Here is a 25,894-nt window from a genome sequence, read left to right on the forward strand (position 1 = left end):
AAGCCTCGGTCCGTGTCTCCACGGACCGAAATCTAAATTGGAATGGATAATTTATTCAAACAAAAGAGAAAAAACTATATTGAAATTGGTCAAATTTACTTTTGGACAGCTACCATAAACAAGTGGCAAAGATTATTGGAAAAAGATAAATTTAAGCATATCATTTTAAGTTCATTTGAGTATCTGAGCAAATTGAATAAACTTGATGTCTTCGCTTTCGTTATTATGCCAAATCACATACATATCATTCTGCGGACTAACGAATTAAATGGAAAAGAAACTGTCCAAGGCTCATTTTTAAAATATACGGCCCATGAATTTAAAAAGCTTTTAAATCAAAATGAACTAAAAAACTTTTTTTCTGGTTCGATTAATAAAAATTATGAATTTTGGCAGAGAGATCCTCTAGCGATACACTTATTTTCCCCGGAAGTTGCGTATCAAAAAAACTGGATTATTTACACAACAACCCATGTACAGAACATTGGCAATTAGTAAAAGAACCTGAAGATTATATATATTCATCAGCCTCCTTTCATGAAAAGCACGAAACCAATTATTCGTTTTTAAAGGATTTAAGATTAGAATTTTGAAAAACATAACTTGCAGTGAATTAGTCATAGAGATATCAAGCAGGGATATAAAAAATAATTATTGGTTCGTGGTGACACGAACCAAGGCGATCAAAAAGAACAAGTGATGTCACTATTATTGAATAACTTTATTAACATTTGAAAATATTTTATGTCATAGCGAGTCGCTAAGACTGGAGTTAAGATGTCTATCACAAAAAATTAAATGATCAAAAGCCCGAAAGCATTCCTAATTTCCGATCTAATTTGTTTTGCCTTGCTTTTGGCATTTCTATTTTCGTTACCTACAAAACTATTCAAAACCCCTACTTCCTTTGTAATTGAAGCCAGTAATGGTAATTTATTGAGTGCAGCAATTGCAAGCGATGGGCAATGGCGATTTCCGGTTGCTGATAGTGTACCCGTAAAATTTAAGGATTGTATCATTGCTTTTGAAGATAAGCGCTTTTATAAACATTTCGGTATTGACCTTTTGGCCATGAGCAGGGCTATGCGTCAAAACCTGAAAGCGAAAAGTGTGGTCAGTGGCGGCAGTACATTAAGCATGCAGGTGATCCGTTTATCACGAAAACAAGACCGTAACGTTTGGCAAAAGTTATTGGAAGTTATTTTAGCTATCCGTTTAGAAACAAAGTATTCCAAAGAAGAAATTATAGGTTTGTATGCTGCAAATGCTCCATTTGGGAGTAATGTTGTGGGTTTAGAGGCGGCCAGCTGGCGTTATTACGGCCGCAATGCCAAAACGCTTTCATGGGGTGAAATGGCTACATTAGCTGTGCTTCCCAATAGTCCGTCTTTGGTGCATCCGGGTAAAAACTCTAGCCGACTGATCAAAAAAAGAAACGATTTATTAGATAAACTTGCCCAACTCAGGTACATTGATCAGGCAACTGCCAATTTATCCAAGCTCGAGCCAGTTCCGGGCAAGCCTATGCCTTTGCCGCAAAATGCGCCACACTTATTAAACCGTTTTAAAGCAGAAAGAGCTAGTCTTGAAATCAACTCTACCCGAATTACCTCTACCCTGGATGAAAACATCCAACTAAAGGTAAATGCCATACTAAAACGCTACAACAACCGGTATAGAGCTAACGACATTAACAATATTTCAGCTTTGGTACTCGATGCCAGGACTGGTCAGGTGGTCAGTTATGTGGGCAATATTTATCAACCTGAAAATGCTGACCTCCAAAGTCATGTGGATATGATCAAAGCCCCACGCAGCCCCGGCAGCACCTTAAAACCATTGCTTTATGCCAGTATGATGAATGATGGTTTTATATTGCCACACACTTTAATTCCAGATATTCCCACCCAAATTGCGGGCTACTCCCCCCAAAATTATGATTTGGGTTATGATGGTGCCATCGCAGCAGATAAAGCCTTGAGCCGTTCGTTAAACATACCTGCGGTTAAAATGCTGCAACAATACAAGTATGAACGCTTTTATGATAAACTTAAAAAACTTGGAATAGGTACACTGAATCAGCCGGCAGATCATTATGGACTATCATTGATTTTAGGGGGTAGCGAGGTAACCATGTGGGATTTGGCCAACACCTATATGGGTATGGTACGCACTTTAAACCATTTTAATACCTATAAAGGATTGTACAATCCGGCAGATTATAAACCTGCAAGCTATTTCGCTACCGACCGGAAAGAAGAAAAGGATTACCAGCGCAATTCTTTTTTGGATCACGGCTCGATTTGGGCAACTTTTAATGCCATGGAAGAAGTTATGCGTCCTGGCGACGAGGGTTTATGGGAACAGTTTTCTTCCTCACAAAGAGTTGCCTGGAAAACAGGTACCAGTTTCGGTTTCCGCGATGCCTGGGCGGTTGGCCTAACGCCAAATTATGTGGTGTGTGTATGGGTGGGCAATGCCGATGGCGAAGGAAGACCGGGTTTGGTTGGTATTGAAGCAGCAGCCCCCGTTTTGTTTGATATTTTCAGGCTATTACCCAATGGAAAATGGTTCGAAACGCCTGTAACCAAGTTAAAAAAGACCAGGATTTGTAAACAAAGTGGTTATAAAGCTGGGGAATACTGTACAAGTGTAACAGAAGAATTAGTGCCTGCTTCAGGTGAAAAAACTGCTGTTTGCCCGTTTCATAAACTGGTCCATTTAGATCAAACAGGCACCTACAGGGTCACCGATCAATGCGAGAGCATCACCAATATGCTACACAAAAGCTGGTTTATTTTGCCCCCGGCAATGGAATATTACTACAAAATAAAAAACAGTGATTATAAAACCCTTCCCCCTTTTAAAGATGGCTGTGATCTTTCTGGCGGGAATAGCGTGATGGAAGTAATTTATCCTAAAAACAACGCAATTGTTTACATTCCTCTGGAACTTGACGGAACAAGAGGCAAAATTGTAGTGAATGCGGCGCACAGAAATTCCAGTTCAAAAATATATTGGCATATCGATAATGAATATGTAGCCACTACAAGCAATTTTCATCAATTGGCCATTAGCCCGCTTCCGGGAAAGCATACCTTAACCCTGGTTGATGAAAATGGGGAAAGACTGGTGCAGGTATTTACGGTTTTAGATAAGGAGAAAAAATAGGTTATCTGGCCACGGAAACACAGAAGGCACGGAATACGCTTTGGTTAATAGCACTGAGGTAATTGCAGTTACCCAGCAACAATAAACCTGATATAGTGGAAATCCTTTTTAATTTGCAGTAACCCACACCTCACTACTACCATACCCATTAAAAAGATTGGAACGATAGCAGGACTGCCCTAGCCGATTATCACTGAACCTGCTTTCCAGGAAAATAAAAATCGAGAATCCCCTGCTACACTTCTGTTCGTGTTACCACTAACTTCCTGGAAATTGTTCCGTAAACAATTAAATATTGCGCAATCATATAGGTAGCCATGATTAAAGCTCCACTCTGTGGAATGGGTTGAGCAAATTTATTCACGGCCAATGCACTATCAGACAGCAGGAAAAACAGTGCCCCATACAAGATCAGCTTAAAGCTAAAAATATTCACTTTTCCGTAACGGTTGACGGCCATCAGTGCCATTACACAAATGATGATTGCGTACATCAGCACCGGAAACTGAAGTGCGCCCAAATTTGGCTGGAGGTAAAAAAACAAACCTGAGCAAAAAATAGCGAATGCCCCTACCGCCCATAAAAAATAGGGCGTTTTATGATTTGGATTGGATTTATGGTCGAGGGTAAATGCCCTGATGTAAAAGATATGGCAAAGTAAAAAGGCAACTAAACCATAGATGAAAAAATTTGATCTACTGCTTTGCAGCATGAGTAAAATATCGCCAGCCAATGCAAAGATTAACCCAGTAAAAATCCTTTTATGAAAACGGCCTTTCAAATTGGTACTGATGCAAAGCCAGGCCAAAAGCACCACTACAATTAGCGGTTTGGAAAAGTTACGTAACTCCGCATTATTGGCATATTCTGCATATAACTGAATTACAAACACTAAGAAAAATATAAAAGAAAATAGCTTAGTTTTCATCAGGATTAGGATTTGCCTTTTGCAAATTAAAGAACCAAATTACGGATATTAACTGGATAGCCACAAAAATTACTTGATATCCGACTGGGAATTTCAAAAATAAAACCAATAATGTGCCCAATAACAACCTGAAATATTCGAACCTGACTTGCCAGGTTTTTTGTTCCAGCAACGCACCACAGGTGATTAATGTCAGAATGGTGAAAACAGATCCCGAAATCAAAGAAATAGTCTCCATTTTGGTGTAGGAAAACAATATAGCCGATCCTGCTGCCAAGGCAACTAAAAACTGAGCCAAAACATAAGCTGTTAATTTAGATTGATATGCCGGATTATATTTTTTGTAAGTGGATTCGTCTATTTCGGGTGCATGCTGAAAACCGCCTAAATGTAAAGGAAACCAGCCCGGAGGTTTAAGAAAGACCTTAATTTTATCGCTCAATTTAGGCGTCTGTCTGGCGGTTTTAACCAGATCATCCCAATAATGCAAATTTGCCCAAACGGGATTCCAGCTGGCCAAAGGTTTCGTAATGCCATAATAAACCTCATCCTCTTCTTTTTGAAAAGTGCCAAAAAAACGGTCCCAGATAATCAATGTACCGGCATGGTTTTTATCAATATATTTAGGATTTGAGCCGTGATGTATCCTGTGATGTGAGGGCGTGTTCAATATATATTCCAGAAAACCCATATTTTTAATTGCCCTGGTATGGATCCAAAACTGATATAAGGTATTGAAAGAACTCAACGTTAAAAACATCACCGGATCAAAGCCGACAAAGGCCAATGGCAGGTAAAATACCCAGCTAAACCAACCCTGAAACCAGCTCTGTCGCAGGGCTACCGTTAAGTTATATTCCTCAGACTGATGATGTACAATGTGTGCCGCCCATAATGCATTTACCTGATGGCTCATCCGGTGGAACCAATAATAAAAGAAATCAACACCGATAAATAAAAGGATCCAAACCCATATTGTTTTTGGTAGTTCGAATAAGCGCCAATGTTCAAAAATATATTTATAGCCAAAAAACAGTGCAGTTTTCATAAAAATACCGGTAAGCTGTTGACCTATACCCTGACTTAAGTTTGCGATACTGTCGTTAAGTCGGTAATAATTTAATTTTTTATAGAAATTATAGGCCAGTTCTATTCCAATCAGGATAAAGAAGACCGGTACAGATAACGCAATGTAATCTACTTTCATAACAGGCAGGAAAAGTATTTGGCTAGCAATATTTATCTTCCAATTTAAAGAATTTTAAGGGGAAGATAAAATCCAGTTCATGTAATATTTATACTTGTTTAATTTTAGCTATTGATTTACATCAAATTCACATTAACTTTGCGACACCATTTTTCTTTAATTCATCCCATCTATGAAAAAATTATCTCTTGTTCTCTTGCTAATGGCTACGGCATTTTTTGCAAAGAGTCAAACCTTAGTGTTAGCCAAAGACGCAGGCGATTATGTTGGTAAAAATGTAACCATATGTGATTCGGTTTATAGCACAAAAGCTTTAGATAAATTAACCCTGATTAATTTAGGTGGCGCATTCCCCAAGGAACTGATCACCGTAGTTGTTACCAAGGAAGATATAAGTAAATTTCCCTCTGAACCTTCTACAATGTTTATGGGCAATAAAATCTGTGTTACCGGTATTGTAACCGAATTTAAAGGCAAAAAACAAATTGTAGTGACTGATCCAAAGCAGATAGTAGTAAAATAAATAGCTTAACCATCAAAACGGGGTATTATAGCTGTTTTAGCGGCCTCTATGTAGAGTAATACCTGATTGACACAGCTTGCCAGGTTTTTTTCTATTTCGTGTTCCCAAAAACGCATTACAGTATAACCTTTGATTTTTAATTGTTCGTTGATTTGCCTATCCCTTTGCATATTCCGCTCAATTTTTGGGATCCAGAATTTTGAATTTGTTTTTAATGTAGTTTTCTTTTCCTCCCAGTTGTAGCCGTGCCAAAAATCGCCATCTACAAATACGGCCAGCCGGTATTTATTAATAATCAGATCGGGTTTCCCGGGAAAATTTTTAGGATGGATTCTGAAACGGATGCATTTTGCCCAAAGTGCTTTCCTTAGTTTTAATTCGGGCAAGCTATTTTTTGCCCTGATTTTGGACATATTGCTACTACGTTTTGCAGTAGTGTAAAAACCAGCACTTTCTTCAAAGCGTGGAACCTTAATGGTTTCTTCCGGATATGGTTTCGGATCATAAGTTTGAAAACCGTAAAAAACGAAAATTGTTTAGAAAAGTAAAGGTTAGAAAAAAGAGCATTTAAAATCAACCTAGGCACCTCCTTTTTAAAGGAGGTGGGCTTGGCTGGAGCGTTAATACAAAGCTTTTATTTTGGAAATGAAATGTTGAGTTTATTGCCTCTTCAGTCGGCAGGAAATTCATCCTGCCAACCTCATAAGCATAGATATCCTTATTATCTGATCCGAAGATTAGAAATCATTTCAACATTTCATAACGTGTTATACATATAGGCTTATTTCCTTGATGAATCGTTTTATTTCCTTGATGAATATTTTTGAGCTTTGTAGTTTTATTTATACCAAAAACTTAATGATTAGGTAAGGCAGACCTAACGCCACTGCTCCGCCGTAAATAATATCGAGCCAAAAAAAGGATCCCAAGGCACCCATATAAATAAACCCAACAATTGGGGTTACAACTGCTTTTGATAACCAGGAGCTGGTTTTAGATTTTACAACTGCATTCCATAAGGTATTTGCATCGCCTGTACTTGGAAAAGCATGGGCTCCTATTGAAATGGCCAGATACATCAATACATAATCTAGAATATTGGCCGATTCGAATTTAAATTGCAACGAAGCGGAAAAGCCGATGATAAAGCACAATAACGTATTGACAATAAATGGTCCTACTGAAATAAATACCGTTTGATATACCTTTGGAGCAGGTTCATGCAATACATAACCAACCGGGTTTTCAACCCTGAAGTAACACACTTCAAAAACGGGAACTCTAAATAACCTGCAAAATAACTGGTGGGCAAGTTCGTGAACAATTACACCTGGAAATGTAGCGATACTGATAAGAATACCTGGAATAAACATAATCTTATTTTCTAATTACCTGTAAATTTCTGAACCGTTAATAATCGGAATTAACCTTTTTGAGATCGTACTGTCACCTTTGCTGATTTCATGCGATCTAATTTTGGCTAAACTTGCAAAACTCTCCTTTTTTTTGCCGGCAAAATAATCGACCATTGCTTTTGCTTCAATTGCACTATCGTTATCAGGATCCAACTCAATTGCCTTAGCCGCAAAAACAGCTGCTTCTTTATCATGCTTACGCTTCAGTTCTATCCTTGCTTTCTGCGAAAAAGCATACACATCCTGTGCATTTATATTTAATAAGCGATCGCAAAAGGCAATGGCTTCATCATATTTCCCTGTGTTCCTTTTTACGGCAGACATCAAGCTCAAGGCCTGATAAAAACCCGAATCTACAGCCAAAACGTTATTAATAATACTTTCTACCCGCTCATAATCCTTCATCTCGTATAAATAATTTGCGATATGCGTTTTCAATGCAATTTCTTTGGTACTATCTGTTAAAGCCAATAATCTTTCTTTATTATTGGCAGCAGCAACAATCCTTTTATACATCAAAGTGTCTTTAGGGAAATTCTGGTCAATGTATGCGGAAGCTGCATCTACCCTATTCAAAAAAGATTCATCCTCTGTTTTCTTGTTTGCAATACGTCCATAAGCCGTAGCATACGACGCAAAATCGAGATTATAAGCACTTGCAATCATCATGTAACCATTTGCCGTCAGATCATCAGGAAATTTATTGATCACAAGTGCCAGCTCTTGCTGAGCGGTAACAAAATGTTTTTGATCAATTGCATTTTCGGCTTTACCCAAATGGACAGCCGCTGAAATATACAGCTGCGTCCGCACCAAACTGACAACCATTACAGCTAGAATACCAAAGGCAAAAAATTTAATCCATTTGGGAACAGGATATTTAATCAAGCTTTGTCTGCAATCAGAACATAAATTAATAGCATGGCCTGCTTCATACACATTTAATTGGCAGTTTGCACACAGACTCTCATTAAAGTGGTTTTCAGGCGAAGCCCCTGTAGATTGGTTTTCTTGCATTTTGAGATTACGTTAAACCATAAAGATAATATTTTTAATCAATTTAGATATTCAAGTTATTTACTGTTAAAAGTTCGAAAATTTTGCATCTATCGGTATAAAATACATAGTTTTGGTTTTTTATCTGCTTATGTCTACTCTTTTAAAACGAAATTCGCTAATTATCATCCTTTTTATTCTGATCGCCGCATTTACTTTCTTAAGTTTCTTTATCGCGCAGCATCCGATATTCGATTTCGACATTAAAACATCCTTATTTATTCAGCAATATCATGCAGATTGGTTAGATAAAGTGATGTTGGCCATCAGCTTTTTCGGCGAGCTTCCTTATTCCTTACTTTCGGTAGCTATAGTTGCAGCTATTTTTTATTGGCAGAAATATAAACATGAGGGCTTATTTATTTCTACCGTTTTACTTTCAGGACTGATTATTCTAGGGATAAAAAATATAATCAACCGTCCACGCCCTACCGCATTTTATGTCCGCTTAGTAGAAGTAAACCGTTTCCAGAGCTATCCAAGCGGTCATGTGCTTTCTTATACACTTTTTTTTGGATTTCTGATCATCATCATGAATACAGTCAAAAGCATCCCTAAACTAACCAGAAATGTAGTTACTTATTTATCTGCTTTTTTGGTTGTCACCATTGCACCATCCCGGATTTATCTTGGTGCACACTGGTTTACGGATACTGTAGGTGGTTTTCTATTGGGATTAATCTGCCTTTTCCCTCTTTGTTATTTTTATTTCAAAAAGAAAACAGATTAGTACTTAATTCTTCTCTTCCAGCTTTGCTTTTTTCCTGATCCTGCTTAAGGTTTCGATCCGCATACCAAGGTAGCTGGCCAAAAACTTTAATGGAACCCTGAATTTCATTGTTGGATGGCCGATTTTAAACTGCCTATATCTTGCTTCTGCTGATGGGATACGCGATAAGATAGCGCGCTCCTGCGACAGGTGGTAATATATGGCTAATAATTTTCTGGCCAAAATATTCGTTTCAGGAAATTGCGCATACATCTCATCAATAAAACGATATGGAAGTATCAGTAGTTCCGAATCTTCCAGTGCCTGATACTGTTCTTCGTAAGTTGCTTTAAGCATACCAGGGTTTCTAATGCTTCCAATCAAATGATTTTCGTCTGTTAACCAGGCAGTAATGTCTTTACCCTCATCTACAATAAAACCGCGAACCAAACCTTTAACAATGAAGAAAAGACAATCGCCATCGATATCATTAACACAGGGTAAAAGATCATTCTTGCGAACAGAAATCTTGAATATCTCGATTTTAGCCCTGTCAATTATTTCTTTTCTGAGTGGCTGCAGCCCATTCAAATATTTGAGGAGAGGATCGCTTTCATGATCGGCAGCAGTCATAACATTCTATCTTATTTTTTAATAACAATGCAAGCTATTGCTTGTATGTGGGATTTCCAAATATCAAAACGATTACAATAACTAAAAAATTGCAGTTATGGAGAATTTATTTCAGTCCTAAAGTACACCCTTATCACTTGGAAAAATAAATTAATTGTTAAATTTCAGCAGGACGAGCAAATTTTAACCAAATCATAAGAAAAATCTGATAATTTTGCCGCCATGACGAACAATAAACCGAAAGCTTTTCTTTTCGATCTTAATGGTACCATGATTAACGACATGGCTTTTCACAACCATGCATGGCATAATATACTTACTCAGGATTTAGGCGCCAGCATTAGTTTTGACGCGGTTAAAAAGCAGATGTATGGCAAAAATCAGGATCTGTTAGAACGCGTTTTTGGCGTTGGTCATTTTTCACAGGAGCAGATTGATCAAATCTCTATCGAAAAAGAACACAGGTACCAGGCTGCATACAAAAAACATTTAACGCTGATAGCTGGTTTGGGCGATTTTTTGGAAAGGGCAAAACAATCAGGCATCCAAATGGCCATTGGCTCCGCGGCAATTCCTTTTAATATTAATTTTGTACTCGATAATTTAAATATCCGCTCCTATTTTAAAGCGATAGTAAGTGCGGAGGATGTGGTAAACAGTAAACCTGATCCCGAAACTTTTACTAAAGGAGCCGAAATTTTAGGTGTTGCAGCAGATCAATGTATCGTTTTTGAAGATGCTCCAAAGGGTGTTGAAGCGGCACAACATGCTGGAATGAAATGTGTGGCGCTGACGACAATGCACACCAAAGAAGAATTTGGTGCTTACAATAATATTATCGCCTTTATAGATGATTATACTGATCCTGTTTTGCAGGATCTTTTCTAAAATAGATACGGCCCGTATTACTACGGGCCATATACTCATGTGATCATCATTGGAGATGTAGGGATCACCAAAACGATTATTTGGTAAATTTGTAAATCGAACTCGTTTTATATAACTGGCCTGGCTTCAAAACCGTCGACGGGAAAGCAGGCTGATTGGGTGAATCGGGAAAATGTTGCGTTTCCATGGCAATGGCAGTTCTAAAATCATCTTTCGCACCTGTTTTAAAGGTATTTTTGCTCTGCATAAAGTTTCCGCTGTAGAACTGTAAACCCGGCTCTTGCGTGTATATATCCATCACAATGCCCGATTTGTCTCCCTTAACCGTAGCGGCATGGAACATACCCATAGCTTTTGTTTTGTTTAACACATAGTTATGATCATAACCTTTTCCGAAAGTTAATTGCTCATTTTTATCGTTTATGCGTGCACCAATGGTGGTTGCTTTGGTAAAATCGAAAGGTGTCCCAGCTACTTTTTCAATTTTCCCGGTTGGAATCAGTGTTGAATCTACAGGGGTATATTCATTAGCAAAAATTTGCACCTCATGGTTTAAAATCTCGCCACTTCCATCACCATTTAAATTAAAAAAGGCATGGTTGGTTAAGTTCACCACAGTGGTCTTATCTGTTTTAGCCTCGTAATCCATTTTTAACTCATTATCATCAGTTACCGTATAGGTAACCTTAACATCTAAATTACCCGGAAAATTTTCATCACCATCTTTCGATAAATAATGTAGTACCAATGTATGCTCGTCCGGCTGGGTAGCATCCCAAACCACATATTGATACCCTTTTTTACCTCCGTGAAGTGTATTCTGGCCATTATTGGTAAACAATGAATAGGTTTTCCCCTCTAAAGTAAATTTACCTTTTGCTATACGGTTACCATACCTGCCGATAGTTGCGCCAAAATATGGCTCTGTCGATTTTTCGTAATCGTTTACACTTTTAAAACCCACCACTACATCTACTAACTTACCATCTTTGTTTGGTACCAATAAGCTAACCAAACGTCCGCCGTAATTGGTAAAAATGGCTTCAGCATTGTTCTTGTTTTTTAAAGTGTAAAGTGCAGTTTGTTTACCATCGATTTCCTTTTTAAAGGAATCGGCAACAAGTTTTACAACTCCTGCAGAGTCGCTTTTTAAACTGTCTGTTGCTGAAGATTTCTTGGTTTCAGATTGACAAGAGGCAAATCCGATTGCAGCCAGAACGCCCAGGCCCGCTAATGATTTTAATTTCATAAGAATGGAATACTTGGTTTAGATTATTTAAGTTTTTAAATATAAGTATATCACTTAACTTTACAAATAAAACGATTTAGAAGATTGTGAATGCAGATAGTAAAGAATAAATTACCTGGAGAAAGATCAATGATACAATTTGTAGAAACGGCGATAACAAAATGTAGAATTATAAAAAAAATAAGCATTTGTTGTTAATCGTGTCTCTGGTTATCTATGTTTTTAAATTCTACTAAATCAAAAATACTGAAAGAAGATTTTTATTCATTTTATATCATCTAACCAATACCACTAATGATGCTGAAAAACCTGTTAAAAACACTTTTAATCTGCCTGGCTTTATCAAGTGCTGCACAAGAAAAACTCAAGCAGGCCCCAACTTCGGATGCTGCTACTACAAAACAAGTATTGCGTCAAAATCCTTATATCGAATTACCGCTTGGTGCGATTAAAGCCGATGGTTGGTTAAAGGAAATGCTGCTGAGGCAAAAAACCGGCGCCACAGGAAATCTTGATAAACTTTATCCATCCGTAATGGGACAGCGCAATGGCTGGCTTGGCGGCGATGGCGACCAATGGGAACGTGGGCCATATTGGGTGGATGGATTGTTGCCCCTTGCTTATATTCTAAACGATAAAGAACTGATTGCCAAAACCAAACCATGGGTAGAATGGGCAATAAAAAGTCAACAGGCAGACGGATATTTTGGCCCAATTAAAGACTACAGCTATGAAGCTGGTTTACAACGCGATAATAGCCGCGATTGGTGGCCTAAAATGGTGATGTTAAAAATATTAAAGCAATATTATTCGGCAACTAATGATAAAAGAATCATTAGTTTAATGACCAATTATTTTAAATATCAGCTCAAAGAACTTCCAGCCAAACCTTTAGACCATTGGTCGTTTTGGGCAAGATACCGTGCGGGAGATAATTTGGCCGTTGTATATTGGCTGTACAACAAAACCGGAGATGCTTTTTTACTGGAGCTTGCAGATCTGATCCATAAACAGACTTTCGATTTTACAGATGCTTTTATCAGTGGCGAAATGCTTACCAAATTTGGAAGTATCCATGCTGTAAATCTGGCACAGGGTATGAAAGAGCCTTTGGTTTACTACCAGCAGCATCCTGAACAGAAGTATCTCGATGCCATGAAAAAAGGTTTTAAAGATCTGGACAAATACAATGGTTTTGCCAATGGTATGTTTGGCGGTGATGAGTCGTTACATGGCAATAACCCAACACAAGGCTCCGAATTATGTACTGCTGTAGAAATGATGTTTACGTTAGAAACAGCCTTAGAAATCACCGGAGACCTGGATTATGCCGACAGACTAGAAAAAATTGCTTTTAATGCCTTACCTGCGCAAGCATCTGATGATTACCTCAAACGCCAATATTTTCAGCAGGCGAACCAGGTCATGATCAGTAGGCAAATGCATAATTTCGATGTGAATCACCACGGTACCGATCTATGCTACGGTTTGCTGTCGGGTTATCCATGTTGCACCTCTAATATGCATCAGGGATGGCCGAAATTTGCTCAAAATCTTTGGTACGCCACTGCTGATAAGGGTGTGGCCGCCTTGGTATATTCGCCGAGCGAAGTAAAACTTCAGGTAGCCGACGGAAAAGAAGTCACATTTAAAGAGGAAACCAATTATCCTTTCCAAGAAACGATCAAATTCTCGCTAAAATTGAATAAAAAAACGAAATCGGTAAATTTTCCTTTTCATTTAAGAATTCCTGCCTGGTGTAATGAAGCTACTGTAAAAATAAATGGCACTCTTTTTCAAACATCAAAAGGTAATCAGGTGGTGAAGATCAGTCGTGATTGGAAATCGGGTGACATAGTTGAGCTCTTGTTACCCATGCACATTTCCAAAAACAACTGGTTCGAAAATTCAGTTTCGATTGAGCGTGGCCCTATTACTTATGCTTTAAAAATTGGAGAGGAAGTAAAACCGGTAAATAACACAAAAGATCCGATTGATTACGGTGATAACTTTGATGAAATACACCCTACCACGCCATGGAATTATGGAATATTTGATGTACCGACCAACAAAATGGACGAAAAATTTACCGTTGAGCAATTGGGCAAAACAGGTAATTATCCATGGAACCTGGAAAATGCGCCTATCCAAATTAAAACCAAGGCTAAACGTATTCCTTCCTGGAAATTATATAATGAAATGGCCGGTCCAGTTCCCTATAGTATGACTTATCAGCTGGAAACCGCTCCAGAGATTGAGGAAATCACTCTTGTTCCATATGGAGCCACAAGATTGCGGATTTCACAATTCCCATTAGTTGGAAGATAATATTATGATTGTATTTACTAAAATCCGTTAAAACTGATTATTATTGCAACAATCAAAACCCAAATATGAATCAAAACATTTCAACAGACCGTTACGAAAAAATGCTATATCGCCGTTGTGGAAACAGTGGCATAAAATTACCTGCTATATCGTTGGGTTTATGGCACAATTTCGGACATGTTAACGTTTTTGAAAACAGCAAAAACTTAATCTATACCGCTTTTAACAATGGAATTACCCACTTCGATTTAGCCAACAACTATGGCCCGCCTCCGGGTTCGGCAGAAGAGGTTTTCGGAAAAATCCTTCATGAAAATTTTAAAGGTTATCGCGATGAAATGATCATTTCAAGCAAAGCCGGATATACCATGTGGGACGGTCCTTATGGGGATTGGGGATCAAAAAAGTATCTCGTTTCCAGTTTAGATCAAAGCTTAAAACGAATGAAACTGGATTATGTTGATATTTTTTATCACCACCGTCCGGATCCGGAGACGCCACTTGAAGAAACCATGGGCGCTTTAAGTTTAATGGTTCAGCAGGGAAAAGCTTTATATGTTGGGATTTCAAATTACGGAGCCGAAGAAGCTGCAAAAGCCATCAAAATTTTAAAAGATAATGGAACACCTTGTTTAATCCACCAGCCTAAATATTCAATGTTTGAGCGATGGGTAGAAGATGGCTTGCTCGATGTTTTAGAAAATAGTGGCGTGGGCTGTATCCCCTTTTCGCCGCTGGCACAAGGCCTGCTTACCGATAAATATTTGCATGGTATCCCTGCCGATTCGAGGGTGGCTACAAGTGGCATATTCCTGAAAGAAAGCAACATCACCCCTGAAAAACTGGAAGTGATCAGTAAATTAAATGATGTGGCAAAATCGCGTGGACAAAAACTGGCACATATGGCTTTATCATGGATTTTAAAAGATAAAAGAATTACCACCGTATTGATAGGCGCCAGTAAACCAGAACAAATTACAGATTCAATCAAAGCTTTAGATAATATCGAGTTTAGCGAAGCTGAAGTAAAATTGATTGACGAAATATTAAGTTAAAAATGATCGTCATTCTCGCGCAGGCGTGAATCATAATGCGATAAGCTTTAAGATTCCCAATCGACCCGATAGCTAGCCGATTGAGAATGACGATTCGCTTTAAACCCCATCCTTTTAAAACCAAATCCCATAAAAACCGTTTAAGAAATGAATCCTTTACATTTCTTAATTTATGGCAAGAGCCAACAATTCCATTTATAGCGCTTTAGCAGCCAACTTATTAATTGCAGTAACTAAATTCATTGCCGGAGCGTTTACCAATAGCTCTTCGATGATTGCCGAAGGCATCCACTCCACCGTTGATACCAGTAATCAATTGTTATTGCTTTACGGCTTAAAAAGAAGTGTTAAACCACCTGATAAATCCCGTCCATTTGGTTACGGCAAAGAATTGTATTTCTGGTCGTTTATTGTATCCATCATGATTTTTGGATTAGGCGGTGTAGTTTCGATCTCCCAGGGTGTTGCCCACATCCGCCATCCGGAGATTTTGGGCAATCCTACATGGAATTACGTAGTACTGGGTCTCTCCTTTATATTTGAAGGCGCTTCACTCATCATTGCCATGAAAGAGTTTAACAAAACGAGAAAAGGGCTGCCTTGGTGGAAGGCGATTATCAAAAGTAAAGATCCATCAGGTTTTTTGGTGCTGTTTGAAGATGGTGCAGCCGTTTTAGGCCTATTGATCGTGTTTATTTTTATGGTGCTGAGCCATAACTTAAATATGCCTTTTTTAGATGGATTGGCTTCCGTTCTGGTCGGTACCTTATTGATTTTTGTTTCTTTTATACTGGCCAGGGAAAGCAGGAGTTTATTGATGGGCGAAGGTTTAACTTCAGAAACACAACAAAAGATTAAAGATATACTAGAAAATGATAGAGATGTGATTGCGGTAACCAGCATTCTGTCGCAATACCAATCGCCAAAAGAGGTGTTACTGGTGCTCATTCTCACCTTTAAAACGGAGCTGAATACCACAGATTTAACCAATGCAATCGATCGGTTAAGAGACAAAATAAAATCAGAATACAGTGTAATTAAGTTTGTGATTATACAACCACAATCGGCTGATGTAAAAGAAAGTGATTTTAGCAGGGATATTCATTTGGAGTAAAAGAAATTTCTGCCAATAGATCCTGAAACAAGTTCAGGAGGACGCAAGAAAATGAATTAATTAGTAATTATTTAATATAAACTGTTTTGATATTCACAAACTCATGGATACCGAACATCCCCAGTTCTCTTCCCTAACCCGATTGGTTAACGCCGCCAAAAGGCAGGGCTGGGTCTGATTTAACACCTTCATTTACGAAGCAAGAACCAGCGACCAGTTTATTCCGGGCAATGTCTTCTGCCAATTCAGGATTTTCAGTAAAAACAGCAGCACCCAGGCCAAAATTGGTGTCGTTGGCAATCCTGATGGCATCATCTGTATCTTCAGCTGTAATAATAGCAGCTACAGGACCAAATATCTCTTCATCATAAGCCAATACCCCTTTTTTCACGTTAATCAATATGGTGGGTTGATAATAGGCATGTTTACCGCCCATTTCTGGAATCTCTCCGCCTAAAATACACACAGCGCCTTGTGCAATACTTTTCAAAACCTGCTGATGCAGCTCATCACGAAGTTCGGCTCTTGCCATTGGCCCTAAATCGGTACGCTCCTGAAACGGATCTCCTGTTTGTTTGCTTTCCATTTCAGTCTTAAATAATTTGGTAAATTTTTCAGCTACTGCTTCAACCACGATAAACCTTTTGGCGGCAATACAGCTCTGTCCGTTATTGATTAATCTGGCATTTGCACAAATTTTCGCAGCCTTTTCCAAATCCGCATCTTCCAAAATGAGGTATGGATCACTTCCACCAAGCTCCAATACTGTTTTCTTGATCAGTTTGCCGGCCTGCCCGGCTACTTTTTGGCCAGCTTCGGTACTTCCTGTTAGGGTAACAGCTTTAATATATGGATTTTCAATTACCTTTGGAATTGCTTTACTGCTACAGATTAAGGTTTTAAAAACATTTGATGGAAAGCCTGCATCTTCAATAACTTTCTCAATCTCTATCGCACAACCTGTAACGCTTGAAGCGTGTTTTAAAAGGCCACAATTTCCAGCCATTAATGCCGGCGCTAAAAAACGGAAGACCTGCCAAAAGGGAAAATTCCACGGCATAATGGCCAGCACTACACCTATAGGCTGAAAACTCACGTAACTCTTAGTCGCACTGGTTTTCACCACCTGATCGGACAGAAAATCAGCGCCATTTTTAGCATAATATTCGCAAACTGATGCGCATTTAAGTACCTCAGCTACACCATCTTTTAAGGGTTTCCCCATTTCTAAAGCCATGAGGTTGGCCAGCTGATCTTTACGTTCGATCAGCAGTTTTGAAACCTGCAATAACAATTTTGCACGGCTTTTAAAATCAGTTTCTTTATAGCTTAACCAGGATTGGTTTACCTCTTCTATTTTCTGATGAATTAATGTTTCAGAATCTTCCTGGTAAGTTTCGATGATTGCCCCGTTAACCGGGTTTACAGATAAAATGCTCATTTGATATTAACAAACGAGTATTTAAGATTGTGTTTTTTATTTGAATATTACATTTGGGTAAAAGAATTGGAGAAAAAACACGTTAGCAACCCGAAATTTATTTCGACTCAACCAATTTATCACGTATTTTTTGTTTCAGAATACCTGCAGCCTGGGTGTAGCCGCCTTCAGCACCATCCACAAAATGGATATGGTCATCTTCCAGATCCCTCACATAACAAGACATGACCGATTCGCCACTCACATAAAGTGCATATAAAATTTTACCCTCTTTTTCAATTTTATCCAATTCCTTCTGCAAAGCGACCCGTTGTTTTTCGGTACCTGTAATTACCGTATTGATCCGCCCGTCTATGACCAATGTATCCGACATTTCTACCAGTTGCCTGAGGTAATTTTTACCACTTTCTGTTCTAAAATAGATGTATCCATAGATATTAATAAACCACGATTTGATGAGTTCGAAAATTTTAATCTTCCCTAGACGGTGACGCATCTCCTGCCCAAGACTGTTAAAGCTGGTCCTGAAAATTAGTTTTGAAACAGAAATCGGTTGCCGTTTTTCAGCACTACCATAAATCTGATCAAGTTGATGAATAACCTGACTAAATACCTCAGCTTGCTGTGTACAATTCTGGGCAATTACAATCAGCGTGACTACCTCTTCACTATTTTCGGGCGGTTCGATTTTATCCCAACGGCATTGCATCCCACTTAAATCAATTTCATCACTTGCCGTATCATGACCAGACAACAGATAATCATCACCCTTAATGATCTGTTCTGCATAGGCCAGTCCATCGCCTAAAACAATAGGAATCGAAAATGTTCCTGAACTGCTAAACCTACTGATTTTAAGTGCGTGGCCTTTTTTATAAATTTCCTCAACCGCAACAATTCCAGTCCTTAAATCGAGGTTGAAATTCTGCAAGGTATTGTCCCGGTATTTTAATAACGACTTCATTACATTATCTACGATACCAAGAGGAACGATAAAGGTCGCCCCATCTCCGCCAAAGAAAAAAGGAACTGAAATATTGGCTTTAAACGCAATATTGAGTACCGTAACAATACTACCGGTGGCAATCAGGTTCACATTTTCATGCAATCCCGCATTTACGGCCGCTGTTGAACTCTTGATATCAGTGATAATCACATGCCAGTCTGCAGGTACCTCTTTAAACAATTGATTTTCTACCAATAACTGAGCTAATGGAATTTTATTTATTGGCAGGTTGGAATAGAAATGATCTTGACTATCGGACATAAAATCAAATGAAACAGCCTAATATAGGCAATTGGAAAGCATGTCTATATTAAAAATACCACAAAAACACTTTAATCGAATAAAATTTTTTAATTCTAATTCAGGCATACAAAAGGCTCCAAATCCATTGATTTGAAGCCTTTTGTATTTACATCGTTGGCGCCTGTTCATAAATGGTCCATTGCTGCTCCTTACTTTTTGTTTTCTTGGCCAAAATGATTGGGGAATTGCTTGTCCCCTTTTTATCTTCCGGCGTGATGTATAAATCAGTTCCTTTAAGTTTGATAAAATAAATATCTTTTCCGGCAGGCTCAAATTCGTATTGCTGGTTATTACTGCCTAAAGTTAGTGGCTGTTCTTCCAAAACCACATCAGACTGCTTCGGTTGAAAGGTTTTACCCGTAAAGAGATTCTTAAGCTGATAAGTACTTCCTGCAACAGCAATAAAATTCCAGGTCATACACTTCCAGTTCTGTGGATCGTAAGCCACTAACGGCGTTCCATTTTTATTACTGGCATCTTTAACTCGCAAAAGCATACCTGTTGATACATTTTTTATGGCGTAATTCCCTTTAATGGTTTGTGCTGAAATAGCTTGACAAATGAGCAAGGCGAGGCCTATTGCTATAAGGTATTTTCTCATCACACTAATATAACCAATTGTTAAGCTAAGAAAAGAATTAAAGAATAATCAGAATGGTACCTGATTTGAATAATTTGAAATAATAATGAAATTCGCCATGACGGTACACTTTTTCGATTTCACAAACTTTACCCGATTTACCGTATTCATCAGATAATAAATCGCCTACCTTGATGTTGTCCAAAAGATTTACATTAATAGACGCTCTTTTAATGAGTGTAGCATTTTTTTCCATGAGATTCCCGTTTTGGGTATAAACGGAATCTAAATCATTCTGGATTTGTAGTATCATAAATTACTTAAAGCTAAGTAGCGAAGATACTTAATTGTAGCTTTAATTAGCAATACACAAGCTCATAAACCCGCTTCATATACAAAGCTTCGTCTATCTTGGTAAAAAATTCGCACCATTCTTCTCTGGTAAAAACCAAGCTGATATCTGGAAAAGGTGTGGATAAAATAACAACCTGTCGACCATCTGGCCTGTTCTCCACATAATCATCGAAATCGAGTTTTTTGGTGGCCACATAAAAGGCATCAAACTGATCAAAAGAAAAATTCATCAAAACACCAGAGCGCCATATATTTAAAACTTTGCAATTGTTGCATTGGGCGATGGTGATGTTTTGATTTTGAGCAAGAACAGTCGTTTTACACATGGGCTTTACTTTTATTGAACCTGTAGATTTAGCAAATATCATACTATTTAGAATAATTCCAAATAATATAATCAATTTATTTTCAAAAAAATCAAAGCAAAAAAAAACCCTCCAATTTTATTGAAGGGCTAATTATTATTCAGCGTCGTAAATAACTACTTTATCGAAGTACACCTTAAATTCATCCAAAAAGGCTTTGTGTAATGGATGTACCTGGTATACATCATGTGCTGCCAAATCTTCAAATAATAAAAGTAAACTGAATGTGTATGTGGTGTCTACTACAGCACGCTCAATCGGTGCGGGTACGCCAACATGGAAAGTTTTAACAACTTCAATATTTTCTAATGTTTGTAAGCTATTGCGGAAAGCAACTTTTTGCTCATCGGTGGTATCGGCTTTAAGCCAGAATAAAACGTGGTGTGCGATCATTTTTTAATTTTTTCCAAATATAAGGAAAGCCACAAAAGATCATCATTTTTATCCGAAAACACTTTTCGCTTTATCAATTGCTTTTTTCAAATCGATTCCTTTACCCAGTATGCCTTTAAACAGATCGCCTTCTTTCCTTAAGCGGTCAATAGCATTGAAAATATTAAAATCCTTCATCTTTAAGCCTGGCTTAATTTCGTCCCAATGCAAAGGCATGGATACCGTTGCACCAATTTTCGGACGTAATGAATAAGGTCCTGCAATGGTTGCCCCTGGCCTATTCTGCAAAAAGTCTAAATACATTTTGCCTTTTCTGGCAGCCACCATTCGCTCTAGTGAGGTATAGTTAGGTATCTGCTTATTAACGAGGGTAACCACAATCTTGGCAAACATCTGGCTCTGATCATAACTGTATTTCGCATTTAAAGGGATATAAATATGTATACCCGTTGAGCCCGATGTTTTACAATAACTCGGCACATCTATGGCATCCAAAACCTTTTTGGTTTCTAATGCCGCTTCTACCACCTGATCAAAAGTATGTTTATCGGGATCAAGATCTATGACGCAATAATCCGGATTATCCGGATTTTGTACCCGGCTAAACCAGGGGTTCATTTCAATGCAGCCTAAACTGGCCATCCACAGTAATGAAGCTTCATCCGTACCCACCAGATATTCCTTTTTTTCTCCTTCCCCGTTTTCATATGGAAAGGTTTTTGCCCAATCGGGTGCTTTTCCTTTTACATCTTTCTGGTAAAAACTCGGACCATGGATTCCACCTGGAAAGCGGTTAAGTGATTGGGGGCGATCTTTTAGATATGGCAAAATGTATTCGGCAACCTGGTAATAATAGTTAAACATATCCCTTTTACTTACCTTATCTTCCGGCCAATATATTTTACTGAGGTTGGTAAACTTAAGCTCATGCCCCTTAACTTTCCTGACCTGGGTTTCGTCTTTAGGATTTAAGAGTGTTTTAGGTTCCTTGCCTTTCGGCGGTTTTATGGCCTTTGCATGTTGATCTTCCTCTTTAGTTTCGACCACGATTTCAGCGGTTGGCGCTTCTTCCTCGAGAACAACTTCTTTTGCTTTTTTATCTTCGCGCATCCCCTGAAAAGATGGATGCCGAAAGACACCATCTTCGGTTACCTCGGCAAAAGCAACTTCGCAAACCAGTTCGGGTTTTAGCCATGTCGCTTTGGCCTTGGGTGGATTTGGCCTAAATCGTGAAGGCTTATTTACATCAGGAATACTTTCGAAGGGGCTTTTGTCGATGATCAGGGTTTTAAACTGTTCCATCATTGTTTTTTGCAATTTATCTGAAAATCCTGTGCCAACCTTGCCTACATATTGCAACTTGCCTTTTTCATAAACACCCAATAACAAAGAACTGAAAGATTTCGAAGTATCCTCATTTTTGGTAAAGCCCGCGATCACTACTTCCTGTCGTTTATGCACCTTTATTTTTAGCCACTCCTTCGATCTACGTTCTGAGGCATATGTGCTATCTGTTTTTTTAGCAATGATTCCTTCCAGTCCCATTCTTTCGGCTGCATTGAAAAAATCTACACCGCTGGCTTTAAACACTTTCCCTAAGCGCACGCGATCATCGTCTGTTGGCAACACATCGTTCAAAATAGCTTGTCGTTGATAAAGCGGCAGTTCCATCAGGTTTTTACCTTCATACCACAGGATATCGAATACATAAAACACGAGTTCGCCATCAGCTTCACTCCGCCAGTTCTGCAGCGAACCGAAATTAGATACACCTTTATTGTTTAATACCAGAATCTCACCGTCCAATACAGCATTGATTTTCCACTCACCAAGCAAGTCGTAAATGGGATAAAATTTTTCGTTAAAGGATTTATTGTTTCTGGAGAAAAGTTCAACTTTTCCTTTATTGACAAATGCCAGGGCACGGTATCCATCCCATTTCACCTCGTACTGCCAGTTGGGATCATCAAAAGGTTCATCTACCAATGTGGCCAGCATCGGTTTTATGCCTTTTGGAATGGTGCTTTTTGGTGCTTTCTTTAAGATGGCTTTAATATCCACCTGAACATCATCGCCTACTGAAGCTGTTGCTTTGCTGGCTTTTTGCTCAGGGCTTTTTTTTTCAGGTTTTAATTTCTGCTCCTTTCCTTCTTTCCAAACTTTATCGGATGTTTTCTCCATCTTTTCAATTGTTTTTCCCGAAAGCACAGATTTATCTTCTTTGGTGATATCCTTGGTTGAGGCATAATCGTCTTTATGTTTGATCAGCAACCAGCCATTTTCGCCCATGCCATGGGTTTTAACTAAGGCAAATTCACCGTGCAGTTTCTCTCCATAAAGTTTGATTTTTAAAGACCCGTCTTTTAACTGGCCCAAAAGATGTTTTTCCTGCGCTTTTTTGCCTTTGATGTTTTCAATCGGTTCGTAGGTACCCTCGTCCCAAACAATCACGGTTCCTCCTCCATATTCACCTTGCGGGATGATGCCTTCAAAATCTTTGTAATCGTATGGATGGTCCTCTACCATCATGGCCAAACGTTTCATTTTCGGATCAGTTGACGGACCCTTGGGTACTGCCCAGCTTTTTAAAACACCTTCCATTTCGAGTCTGAAATCATAGTGTAAACGCGATGCGTCGTGCTTTTGGATCACAAAATGTAATTTGTTCCGATCGCTGCTTTTACCCGATTTAGGTTCTGCAGTTTTTGAGAAATCGCGTTTGGCAACATACTTTTCCAGACTCATAATCAATACTTTATTTTTTTAAAAAATCCGCTACAGCGTTTGCCGATGTACCTACTGTTTGTACAACTGCTTTCAGTTTATCCTTGCTTACGCCAAATTTGTTCGACCAATAATCTAGCTCATAACCTTCGTTAATGTTGATCCTATTACGATCAGCACTTCCGGTTTTTTGTTTATTATCCATAATAATATTTGATTAGACAGCTATAAAACAGCCATATAACAAAAAAGGTTTTAGTAACCGCTGTTGAAACGGATATTAAAACCTTAAAAAACAAATTTTAGTTTAAGCTATATTGTAGATACTGTTTCTGTTTCTTCTGCATAGCCAAGCAATTTTTTGCGATGGGCCTTCGCAAAAATTGGAAAATGCAATAATGCAATGTTATGGGTTGCGAAAAGCAAATCCATGCGTTGCCCTCGAATCACTTACAAAATTGATCGGAATTAATATCGAAATGAATAACACTAAAAGATTGTCAAGATAAAATTTCCTTTGGGGGCAACCAAAGGCAGGGATACAAAATGATCTAGCATTTGTAAAAATCATATTACATCTCAATTACAAGAAGGCTATCCGATAATCTAATGTTTTGTAAGGACTCTTTATAAAAACAAGAATATACATTTAAAAGGACGGTCCTAAATCGATTTTTTTAGATTTGCATTATATCCTCTCTTGTCGACTATTTCAGAATAATTCAAAAAAAACCGAAAACCAGGATTTCAAAACCCAAATTATTTTAGAATTCCCTGACAAAACCCCAAAACCAAATTAGAACTGACGTTGTTTCTTGAATATTACTAACCAAAAATTTGTAAAAGATGGAATACCAAATTAGTTCGATGAATGCCAGAAAAGAGTTTATTGAAATTGCGGATGAAAAAGACCGCGATTACTGGGCTACACGCCTGGGTATAACTGGTGATAAACTAAAGTCAGTTGTTAAAGCGATACAGAGTATGGAATTTTCCGTATTAAAGGAATATTTAATGATGGAAAAAATTAAATCCGGAAGTACTTATCAACGATTCGCCAACCAATAAGATTAAGATGAGTTTTAAAATAAATGAAAACCGAAACCAGGTGAGCTTTGATAGCAAACCAATCACAGATAGTTCGCATTTGATTGACCAGCCTGCCGTTAAAAATATTTTTGACCAAAAGCAAAAAGGCAACGATGTAAGTCGCCCGAAAGCAGGAATCAAAATCTTAAGTGTTTTTTACCATAAGAATGGTTTATCCAATTTGCTTTAACAGTATTTATTTAACAAAGTTCTGATATAAACTATTGATGGCTGCTCGGCTAAAATCGGGAAAGCCATCGGTATAAGTTGCATTGATACCATTGGTAATGATGACAAAGCCGAATTTCTCTTTCGGATTGAAAAACATCGTACTATACAAGCCATAAGCAGAACCTGTATGTCCCTTTAGTTTAACGCCGGGGATTAACGTATCAGCGGTTCTGATGGCAAAACCATAACCTTCATCATCGCTCAGTGAGGTCTGCATCTTTTTAGCACTCTTTTTACTGATAATTTTAACACCATTAGCACTGCCATAGTTCATATGCATGATCATGTATTTAGCGAGGTCGATCGCAGAAATCTTCATGCCTCCTGTTGGTGAGAAGATAGGCGTGCTGTACCCCATGATATAATTGGCGATTTCTGTTCTTCTCGGCGCATATGCTGTTGGCGATGGAGTATAGGTTTTAGTATCTGCATGGTATTCGTACAGCTGAACAAAACGTGTACTATCTAACGAATCCACACAATAGCCAGCGTAAAGTCCTAAAGGCTTTAACACATGGTTTTTTACATAATTATCGAAGCGTTCGCCCGATTTCTTTTCGATAATGGTTCCAATCAGATTAAAATTAAGGTTACAATAATCGAATTTAGTACCTGGGGCATAATCGTTATAACACTTTGCCCATTCGGGGTTCTTATCAGGATTAATTACATCCAGATTTAAGTATCCCTGCGAATCGTTTAAACTGGAAGTGTGCGATAATGCCATTTTTAAGGTGATCTTCTGCTCAGGAAATTTAGGGTTTCTGATCTTAAAACCAACAAGATCCCCAAAATCATCATCTAAGCTTATTTTACCGGCTTCTACAAGCTGCATAATGGATGTTGCCGAAAAGGATTTGGAGATTGATGCAATCCTGAAAATATCCTGGTCACTTAAGGGCTTTTTACTTTCCAAATCCTTGAGACCGAAAGAATGGGTATAAATGACCTTACCCTCTTTAACCACAGCAACCGAAGCACCTACAGCATTGTACTTCTCCATTACGGTTTTAAAATCTGCTTCAGCTTTTTCGTTCTGGGCTTTTGATAGTGCAATAGAACCAATAATTAAAGAGACGGTAAGAAAATACTTCAGGGATTTAAGTTTCATAGGTTGAGTAAATAAGACCTA

26 protein-coding genes are annotated in these 25,894 nt (G+C 38.2%); 10 read left to right on the top strand and 16 right to left on the bottom strand.

Annotation, left to right across the window (positions count from 1 at the left end; translation table 11 throughout):
• Nucleotides 1-42: 42 nt before the first annotated feature.
• Both AC04Q1_RS18710 and pbpC read left to right on the top strand, forming a co-directional pair.
• Nucleotides 43-495 (top strand): transposase, encoded by a 453-nt coding sequence (locus AC04Q1_RS18710; RefSeq protein ID WP_478366090.1) that lies wholly within the window; start codon nt 43-45, stop codon nt 493-495.
• A gap of 303 nt (nt 496-798) precedes the next feature.
• On the top strand, nt 799-3,171 hold the full coding sequence (gene pbpC / locus AC04Q1_RS18715; RefSeq protein WP_478366091.1) for a penicillin-binding protein 1C: 2,373 nt from the start codon (nt 799-801) through the stop codon (nt 3,169-3,171).
• A gap of 235 nt (nt 3,172-3,406) precedes the next feature.
• Here pbpC and AC04Q1_RS18720 read toward each other — a convergent pair whose 3' ends face one another.
• Together AC04Q1_RS18720 and AC04Q1_RS18725 are read right to left on the bottom strand one after the other, a co-directional pair.
• Entirely contained in the window at nt 3,407-4,099 is a 693-nt protein-coding gene (locus AC04Q1_RS18720; RefSeq protein ID WP_478366092.1) for a lysoplasmalogenase, read from the bottom strand.
• Nucleotides 4,089-5,306, bottom strand: a complete 1,218-nt coding sequence (locus AC04Q1_RS18725) for a sterol desaturase family protein (protein ID WP_478366093.1) — start codon at nt 5,304-5,306, stop codon at nt 4,089-4,091. The genes AC04Q1_RS18720 and AC04Q1_RS18725 overlap by 11 nt, the downstream gene beginning before the upstream one ends.
• A 172-nt stretch (nt 5,307-5,478) precedes the next feature.
• Here AC04Q1_RS18725 and AC04Q1_RS18730 point away from each other — a divergent pair, with 172 nt between their 5' ends.
• Entirely contained in the window at nt 5,479-5,829 is a 351-nt protein-coding gene (locus AC04Q1_RS18730; RefSeq protein ID WP_478366094.1) for a hypothetical protein, read from the top strand.
• A gap of 5 nt (nt 5,830-5,834) precedes the next feature.
• Here the strand turns inward: AC04Q1_RS18730 and AC04Q1_RS18735 are convergent, their stop codons facing one another.
• From AC04Q1_RS18735 to AC04Q1_RS18745, 3 genes are all read right to left on the bottom strand, one after another.
• Entirely contained in the window at nt 5,835-6,362 is a 528-nt protein-coding gene (locus tag AC04Q1_RS18735) for a very short patch repair endonuclease (protein ID WP_478366130.1), read from the bottom strand.
• Nucleotides 6,363-6,671: 309 nt separating this feature from the next.
• Nucleotides 6,672-7,202, bottom strand: coding sequence for a metalloprotease family protein (locus AC04Q1_RS18740; protein ID WP_478366095.1), 531 nt, complete (start codon nt 7,200-7,202; stop codon nt 6,672-6,674).
• Nucleotides 7,203-7,217: 15 nt separating this feature from the next.
• Nucleotides 7,218-8,261, bottom strand: a complete 1,044-nt coding sequence (locus AC04Q1_RS18745; RefSeq protein WP_478366096.1) for a tetratricopeptide repeat protein — start codon at nt 8,259-8,261, stop codon at nt 7,218-7,220.
• A gap of 130 nt (nt 8,262-8,391) precedes the next feature.
• Between AC04Q1_RS18745 and AC04Q1_RS18750 the strand changes: the two genes are divergently transcribed.
• On the top strand, nt 8,392-9,030 hold the full coding sequence (locus AC04Q1_RS18750; protein ID WP_478366097.1) for a phosphatase PAP2 family protein: 639 nt from the start codon (nt 8,392-8,394) through the stop codon (nt 9,028-9,030).
• Between the two features lie 3 nt (nt 9,031-9,033).
• On the opposite strand, the gene AC04Q1_RS18755 is transcribed toward AC04Q1_RS18750, so the two are convergent.
• Complete coding sequence (locus AC04Q1_RS18755; protein ID WP_478366098.1) at nt 9,034-9,642, bottom strand: Crp/Fnr family transcriptional regulator; 609 nt, start codon at nt 9,640-9,642, stop codon at nt 9,034-9,036.
• Nucleotides 9,643-9,864: 222 nt separating this feature from the next.
• On the opposite strand from AC04Q1_RS18755, the gene AC04Q1_RS18760 reads away from it, so the two are divergent.
• Complete coding sequence (locus tag AC04Q1_RS18760) at nt 9,865-10,530, top strand: HAD family hydrolase (RefSeq protein ID WP_478366099.1); 666 nt, start codon at nt 9,865-9,867, stop codon at nt 10,528-10,530.
• 76 nt (nt 10,531-10,606) lie between these two features.
• On the opposite strand, the gene AC04Q1_RS18765 is transcribed toward AC04Q1_RS18760, so the two are convergent.
• Complete coding sequence (locus AC04Q1_RS18765) at nt 10,607-11,779, bottom strand: aldose epimerase family protein (protein WP_478366100.1); 1,173 nt, start codon at nt 11,777-11,779, stop codon at nt 10,607-10,609.
• Nucleotides 11,780-12,073: 294 nt separating this feature from the next.
• Between AC04Q1_RS18765 and AC04Q1_RS18770 the strand changes: the two genes are divergently transcribed.
• From AC04Q1_RS18770 to AC04Q1_RS18780, 3 genes are all read left to right on the top strand, one after another.
• Entirely contained in the window at nt 12,074-14,107 is a 2,034-nt protein-coding gene (locus tag AC04Q1_RS18770; RefSeq protein ID WP_478366101.1) for a beta-L-arabinofuranosidase domain-containing protein, read from the top strand.
• A gap of 65 nt (nt 14,108-14,172) precedes the next feature.
• On the top strand, nt 14,173-15,162 hold the full coding sequence (mgrA, locus tag AC04Q1_RS18775; RefSeq protein WP_478366102.1) for an L-glyceraldehyde 3-phosphate reductase: 990 nt from the start codon (nt 14,173-14,175) through the stop codon (nt 15,160-15,162).
• A gap of 172 nt (nt 15,163-15,334) precedes the next feature.
• Nucleotides 15,335-16,276, top strand: a complete 942-nt coding sequence (locus AC04Q1_RS18780) for a cation diffusion facilitator family transporter (RefSeq protein ID WP_478366103.1) — start codon at nt 15,335-15,337, stop codon at nt 16,274-16,276.
• Nucleotides 16,277-16,409: 133 nt separating this feature from the next.
• Here the strand turns inward: AC04Q1_RS18780 and AC04Q1_RS18785 are convergent, their stop codons facing one another.
• The 8 genes from AC04Q1_RS18785 to AC04Q1_RS18820 form a co-directional block, all read right to left on the bottom strand.
• Complete coding sequence (locus AC04Q1_RS18785) at nt 16,410-17,717, bottom strand: NAD-dependent succinate-semialdehyde dehydrogenase (RefSeq protein WP_478366104.1); 1,308 nt, start codon at nt 17,715-17,717, stop codon at nt 16,410-16,412.
• A gap of 97 nt (nt 17,718-17,814) precedes the next feature.
• Nucleotides 17,815-18,984, bottom strand: a complete 1,170-nt coding sequence (locus AC04Q1_RS18790; RefSeq protein ID WP_478366105.1) for a DUF3095 domain-containing protein — start codon at nt 18,982-18,984, stop codon at nt 17,815-17,817.
• A 148-nt stretch (nt 18,985-19,132) separates the two neighbouring features.
• Entirely contained in the window at nt 19,133-19,627 is a 495-nt protein-coding gene (locus AC04Q1_RS18795) for an RICIN domain-containing protein (protein ID WP_478366106.1), read from the bottom strand.
• 37 nt (nt 19,628-19,664) lie between these two features.
• Nucleotides 19,665-19,862, bottom strand: coding sequence for a hypothetical protein (locus AC04Q1_RS18800; protein WP_478366107.1), 198 nt, complete (start codon nt 19,860-19,862; stop codon nt 19,665-19,667).
• Between the two features lie 103 nt (nt 19,863-19,965).
• Nucleotides 19,966-20,328, bottom strand: a complete 363-nt coding sequence (locus tag AC04Q1_RS18805) for a hypothetical protein (protein ID WP_478366108.1) — start codon at nt 20,326-20,328, stop codon at nt 19,966-19,968.
• Between the two features lie 93 nt (nt 20,329-20,421).
• A complete protein-coding gene (locus tag AC04Q1_RS18810) occupies nt 20,422-20,718 on the bottom strand; it encodes a Dabb family protein (RefSeq protein WP_478366109.1) in 297 nt (98 codons plus the stop codon).
• A gap of 48 nt (nt 20,719-20,766) precedes the next feature.
• Entirely contained in the window at nt 20,767-23,463 is a 2,697-nt protein-coding gene (ligD, locus tag AC04Q1_RS18815; RefSeq protein ID WP_478366110.1) for a DNA ligase D, read from the bottom strand.
• Between the two features lie 10 nt (nt 23,464-23,473).
• A complete protein-coding gene (locus AC04Q1_RS18820; RefSeq protein WP_478366111.1) occupies nt 23,474-23,647 on the bottom strand; it encodes a DUF3606 domain-containing protein in 174 nt (57 codons plus the stop codon).
• Nucleotides 23,648-24,288: 641 nt separating this feature from the next.
• Here AC04Q1_RS18820 and AC04Q1_RS18825 point away from each other — a divergent pair.
• Nucleotides 24,289-24,510 (top strand): hypothetical protein, encoded by a 222-nt coding sequence (locus AC04Q1_RS18825; RefSeq protein ID WP_478366112.1) that lies wholly within the window; start codon nt 24,289-24,291, stop codon nt 24,508-24,510.
• A 7-nt stretch (nt 24,511-24,517) separates the two neighbouring features.
• The gene (locus AC04Q1_RS18830) at nt 24,518-24,721 is read left to right on the top strand and encodes a hypothetical protein (protein ID WP_478366113.1); all 204 of its coding nucleotides are present in this window, start codon (nt 24,518-24,520) and stop codon (nt 24,719-24,721) included.
• A gap of 6 nt (nt 24,722-24,727) precedes the next feature.
• Here AC04Q1_RS18830 and AC04Q1_RS18835 read toward each other — a convergent pair whose 3' ends face one another.
• Nucleotides 24,728-25,873, bottom strand: coding sequence for a serine hydrolase domain-containing protein (locus tag AC04Q1_RS18835; protein ID WP_478366114.1), 1,146 nt, complete (start codon nt 25,871-25,873; stop codon nt 24,728-24,730).
• Between the last annotated feature and the right edge of the window lie 21 nt (nt 25,874-25,894).

This window comes from Pedobacter humicola (assembly GCF_056490705.1).

Coding starts and splice junctions, on each gene's coding strand:
- AC04Q1_RS18770 (WP_478366101.1), top strand. CDS start 12,074: ATGATGCTGAAAAACCTGTTAAAAACACTTTTAATCTGCCTGGCTTTA.
- ligD (WP_478366110.1), bottom strand. CDS start 23,463: ATGAGTCTGGAAAAGTATGTTGCCAAACGCGATTTCTCAAAAACTGCA.
- AC04Q1_RS18810 (WP_478366109.1), bottom strand. CDS start 20,718: ATGATCGCACACCACGTTTTATTCTGGCTTAAAGCCGATACCACCGAT.
- AC04Q1_RS18835 (WP_478366114.1), bottom strand. CDS start 25,873: ATGAAACTTAAATCCCTGAAGTATTTTCTTACCGTCTCTTTAATTATT.
- AC04Q1_RS18710 (WP_478366090.1), top strand. CDS start 43: ATGGATAATTTATTCAAACAAAAGAGAAAAAACTATATTGAAATTGGT.
- AC04Q1_RS18830 (WP_478366113.1), top strand. CDS start 24,518: ATGAGTTTTAAAATAAATGAAAACCGAAACCAGGTGAGCTTTGATAGC.
- AC04Q1_RS18740 (WP_478366095.1), bottom strand. CDS start 7,202: ATGTTTATTCCAGGTATTCTTATCAGTATCGCTACATTTCCAGGTGTA.
- AC04Q1_RS18820 (WP_478366111.1), bottom strand. CDS start 23,647: ATGGATAATAAACAAAAAACCGGAAGTGCTGATCGTAATAGGATCAAC.
- AC04Q1_RS18760 (WP_478366099.1), top strand. CDS start 9,865: ATGACGAACAATAAACCGAAAGCTTTTCTTTTCGATCTTAATGGTACC.
- AC04Q1_RS18725 (WP_478366093.1), bottom strand. CDS start 5,306: ATGAAAGTAGATTACATTGCGTTATCTGTACCGGTCTTCTTTATCCTG.
- AC04Q1_RS18730 (WP_478366094.1), top strand. CDS start 5,479: ATGAAAAAATTATCTCTTGTTCTCTTGCTAATGGCTACGGCATTTTTT.
- AC04Q1_RS18720 (WP_478366092.1), bottom strand. CDS start 4,099: ATGAAAACTAAGCTATTTTCTTTTATATTTTTCTTAGTGTTTGTAATT.
- AC04Q1_RS18800 (WP_478366107.1), bottom strand. CDS start 19,862: ATGGAAAAAAATGCTACACTCATTAAAAGAGCGTCTATTAATGTAAAT.
- AC04Q1_RS18790 (WP_478366105.1), bottom strand. CDS start 18,984: ATGTCCGATAGTCAAGATCATTTCTATTCCAACCTGCCAATAAATAAA.
- AC04Q1_RS18745 (WP_478366096.1), bottom strand. CDS start 8,261: ATGCAAGAAAACCAATCTACAGGGGCTTCGCCTGAAAACCACTTTAAT.
- AC04Q1_RS18825 (WP_478366112.1), top strand. CDS start 24,289: ATGGAATACCAAATTAGTTCGATGAATGCCAGAAAAGAGTTTATTGAA.
- AC04Q1_RS18795 (WP_478366106.1), bottom strand. CDS start 19,627: ATGAGAAAATACCTTATAGCAATAGGCCTCGCCTTGCTCATTTGTCAA.
- AC04Q1_RS18785 (WP_478366104.1), bottom strand. CDS start 17,717: ATGAGCATTTTATCTGTAAACCCGGTTAACGGGGCAATCATCGAAACT.
- AC04Q1_RS18755 (WP_478366098.1), bottom strand. CDS start 9,642: ATGACTGCTGCCGATCATGAAAGCGATCCTCTCCTCAAATATTTGAAT.
- pbpC (WP_478366091.1), top strand. CDS start 799: ATGATCAAAAGCCCGAAAGCATTCCTAATTTCCGATCTAATTTGTTTT.
- AC04Q1_RS18805 (WP_478366108.1), bottom strand. CDS start 20,328: ATGATATTTGCTAAATCTACAGGTTCAATAAAAGTAAAGCCCATGTGT.
- AC04Q1_RS18765 (WP_478366100.1), bottom strand. CDS start 11,779: ATGAAATTAAAATCATTAGCGGGCCTGGGCGTTCTGGCTGCAATCGGA.
- AC04Q1_RS18780 (WP_478366103.1), top strand. CDS start 15,335: ATGGCAAGAGCCAACAATTCCATTTATAGCGCTTTAGCAGCCAACTTA.
- mgrA (WP_478366102.1), top strand. CDS start 14,173: ATGAATCAAAACATTTCAACAGACCGTTACGAAAAAATGCTATATCGC.
- AC04Q1_RS18750 (WP_478366097.1), top strand. CDS start 8,392: ATGTCTACTCTTTTAAAACGAAATTCGCTAATTATCATCCTTTTTATT.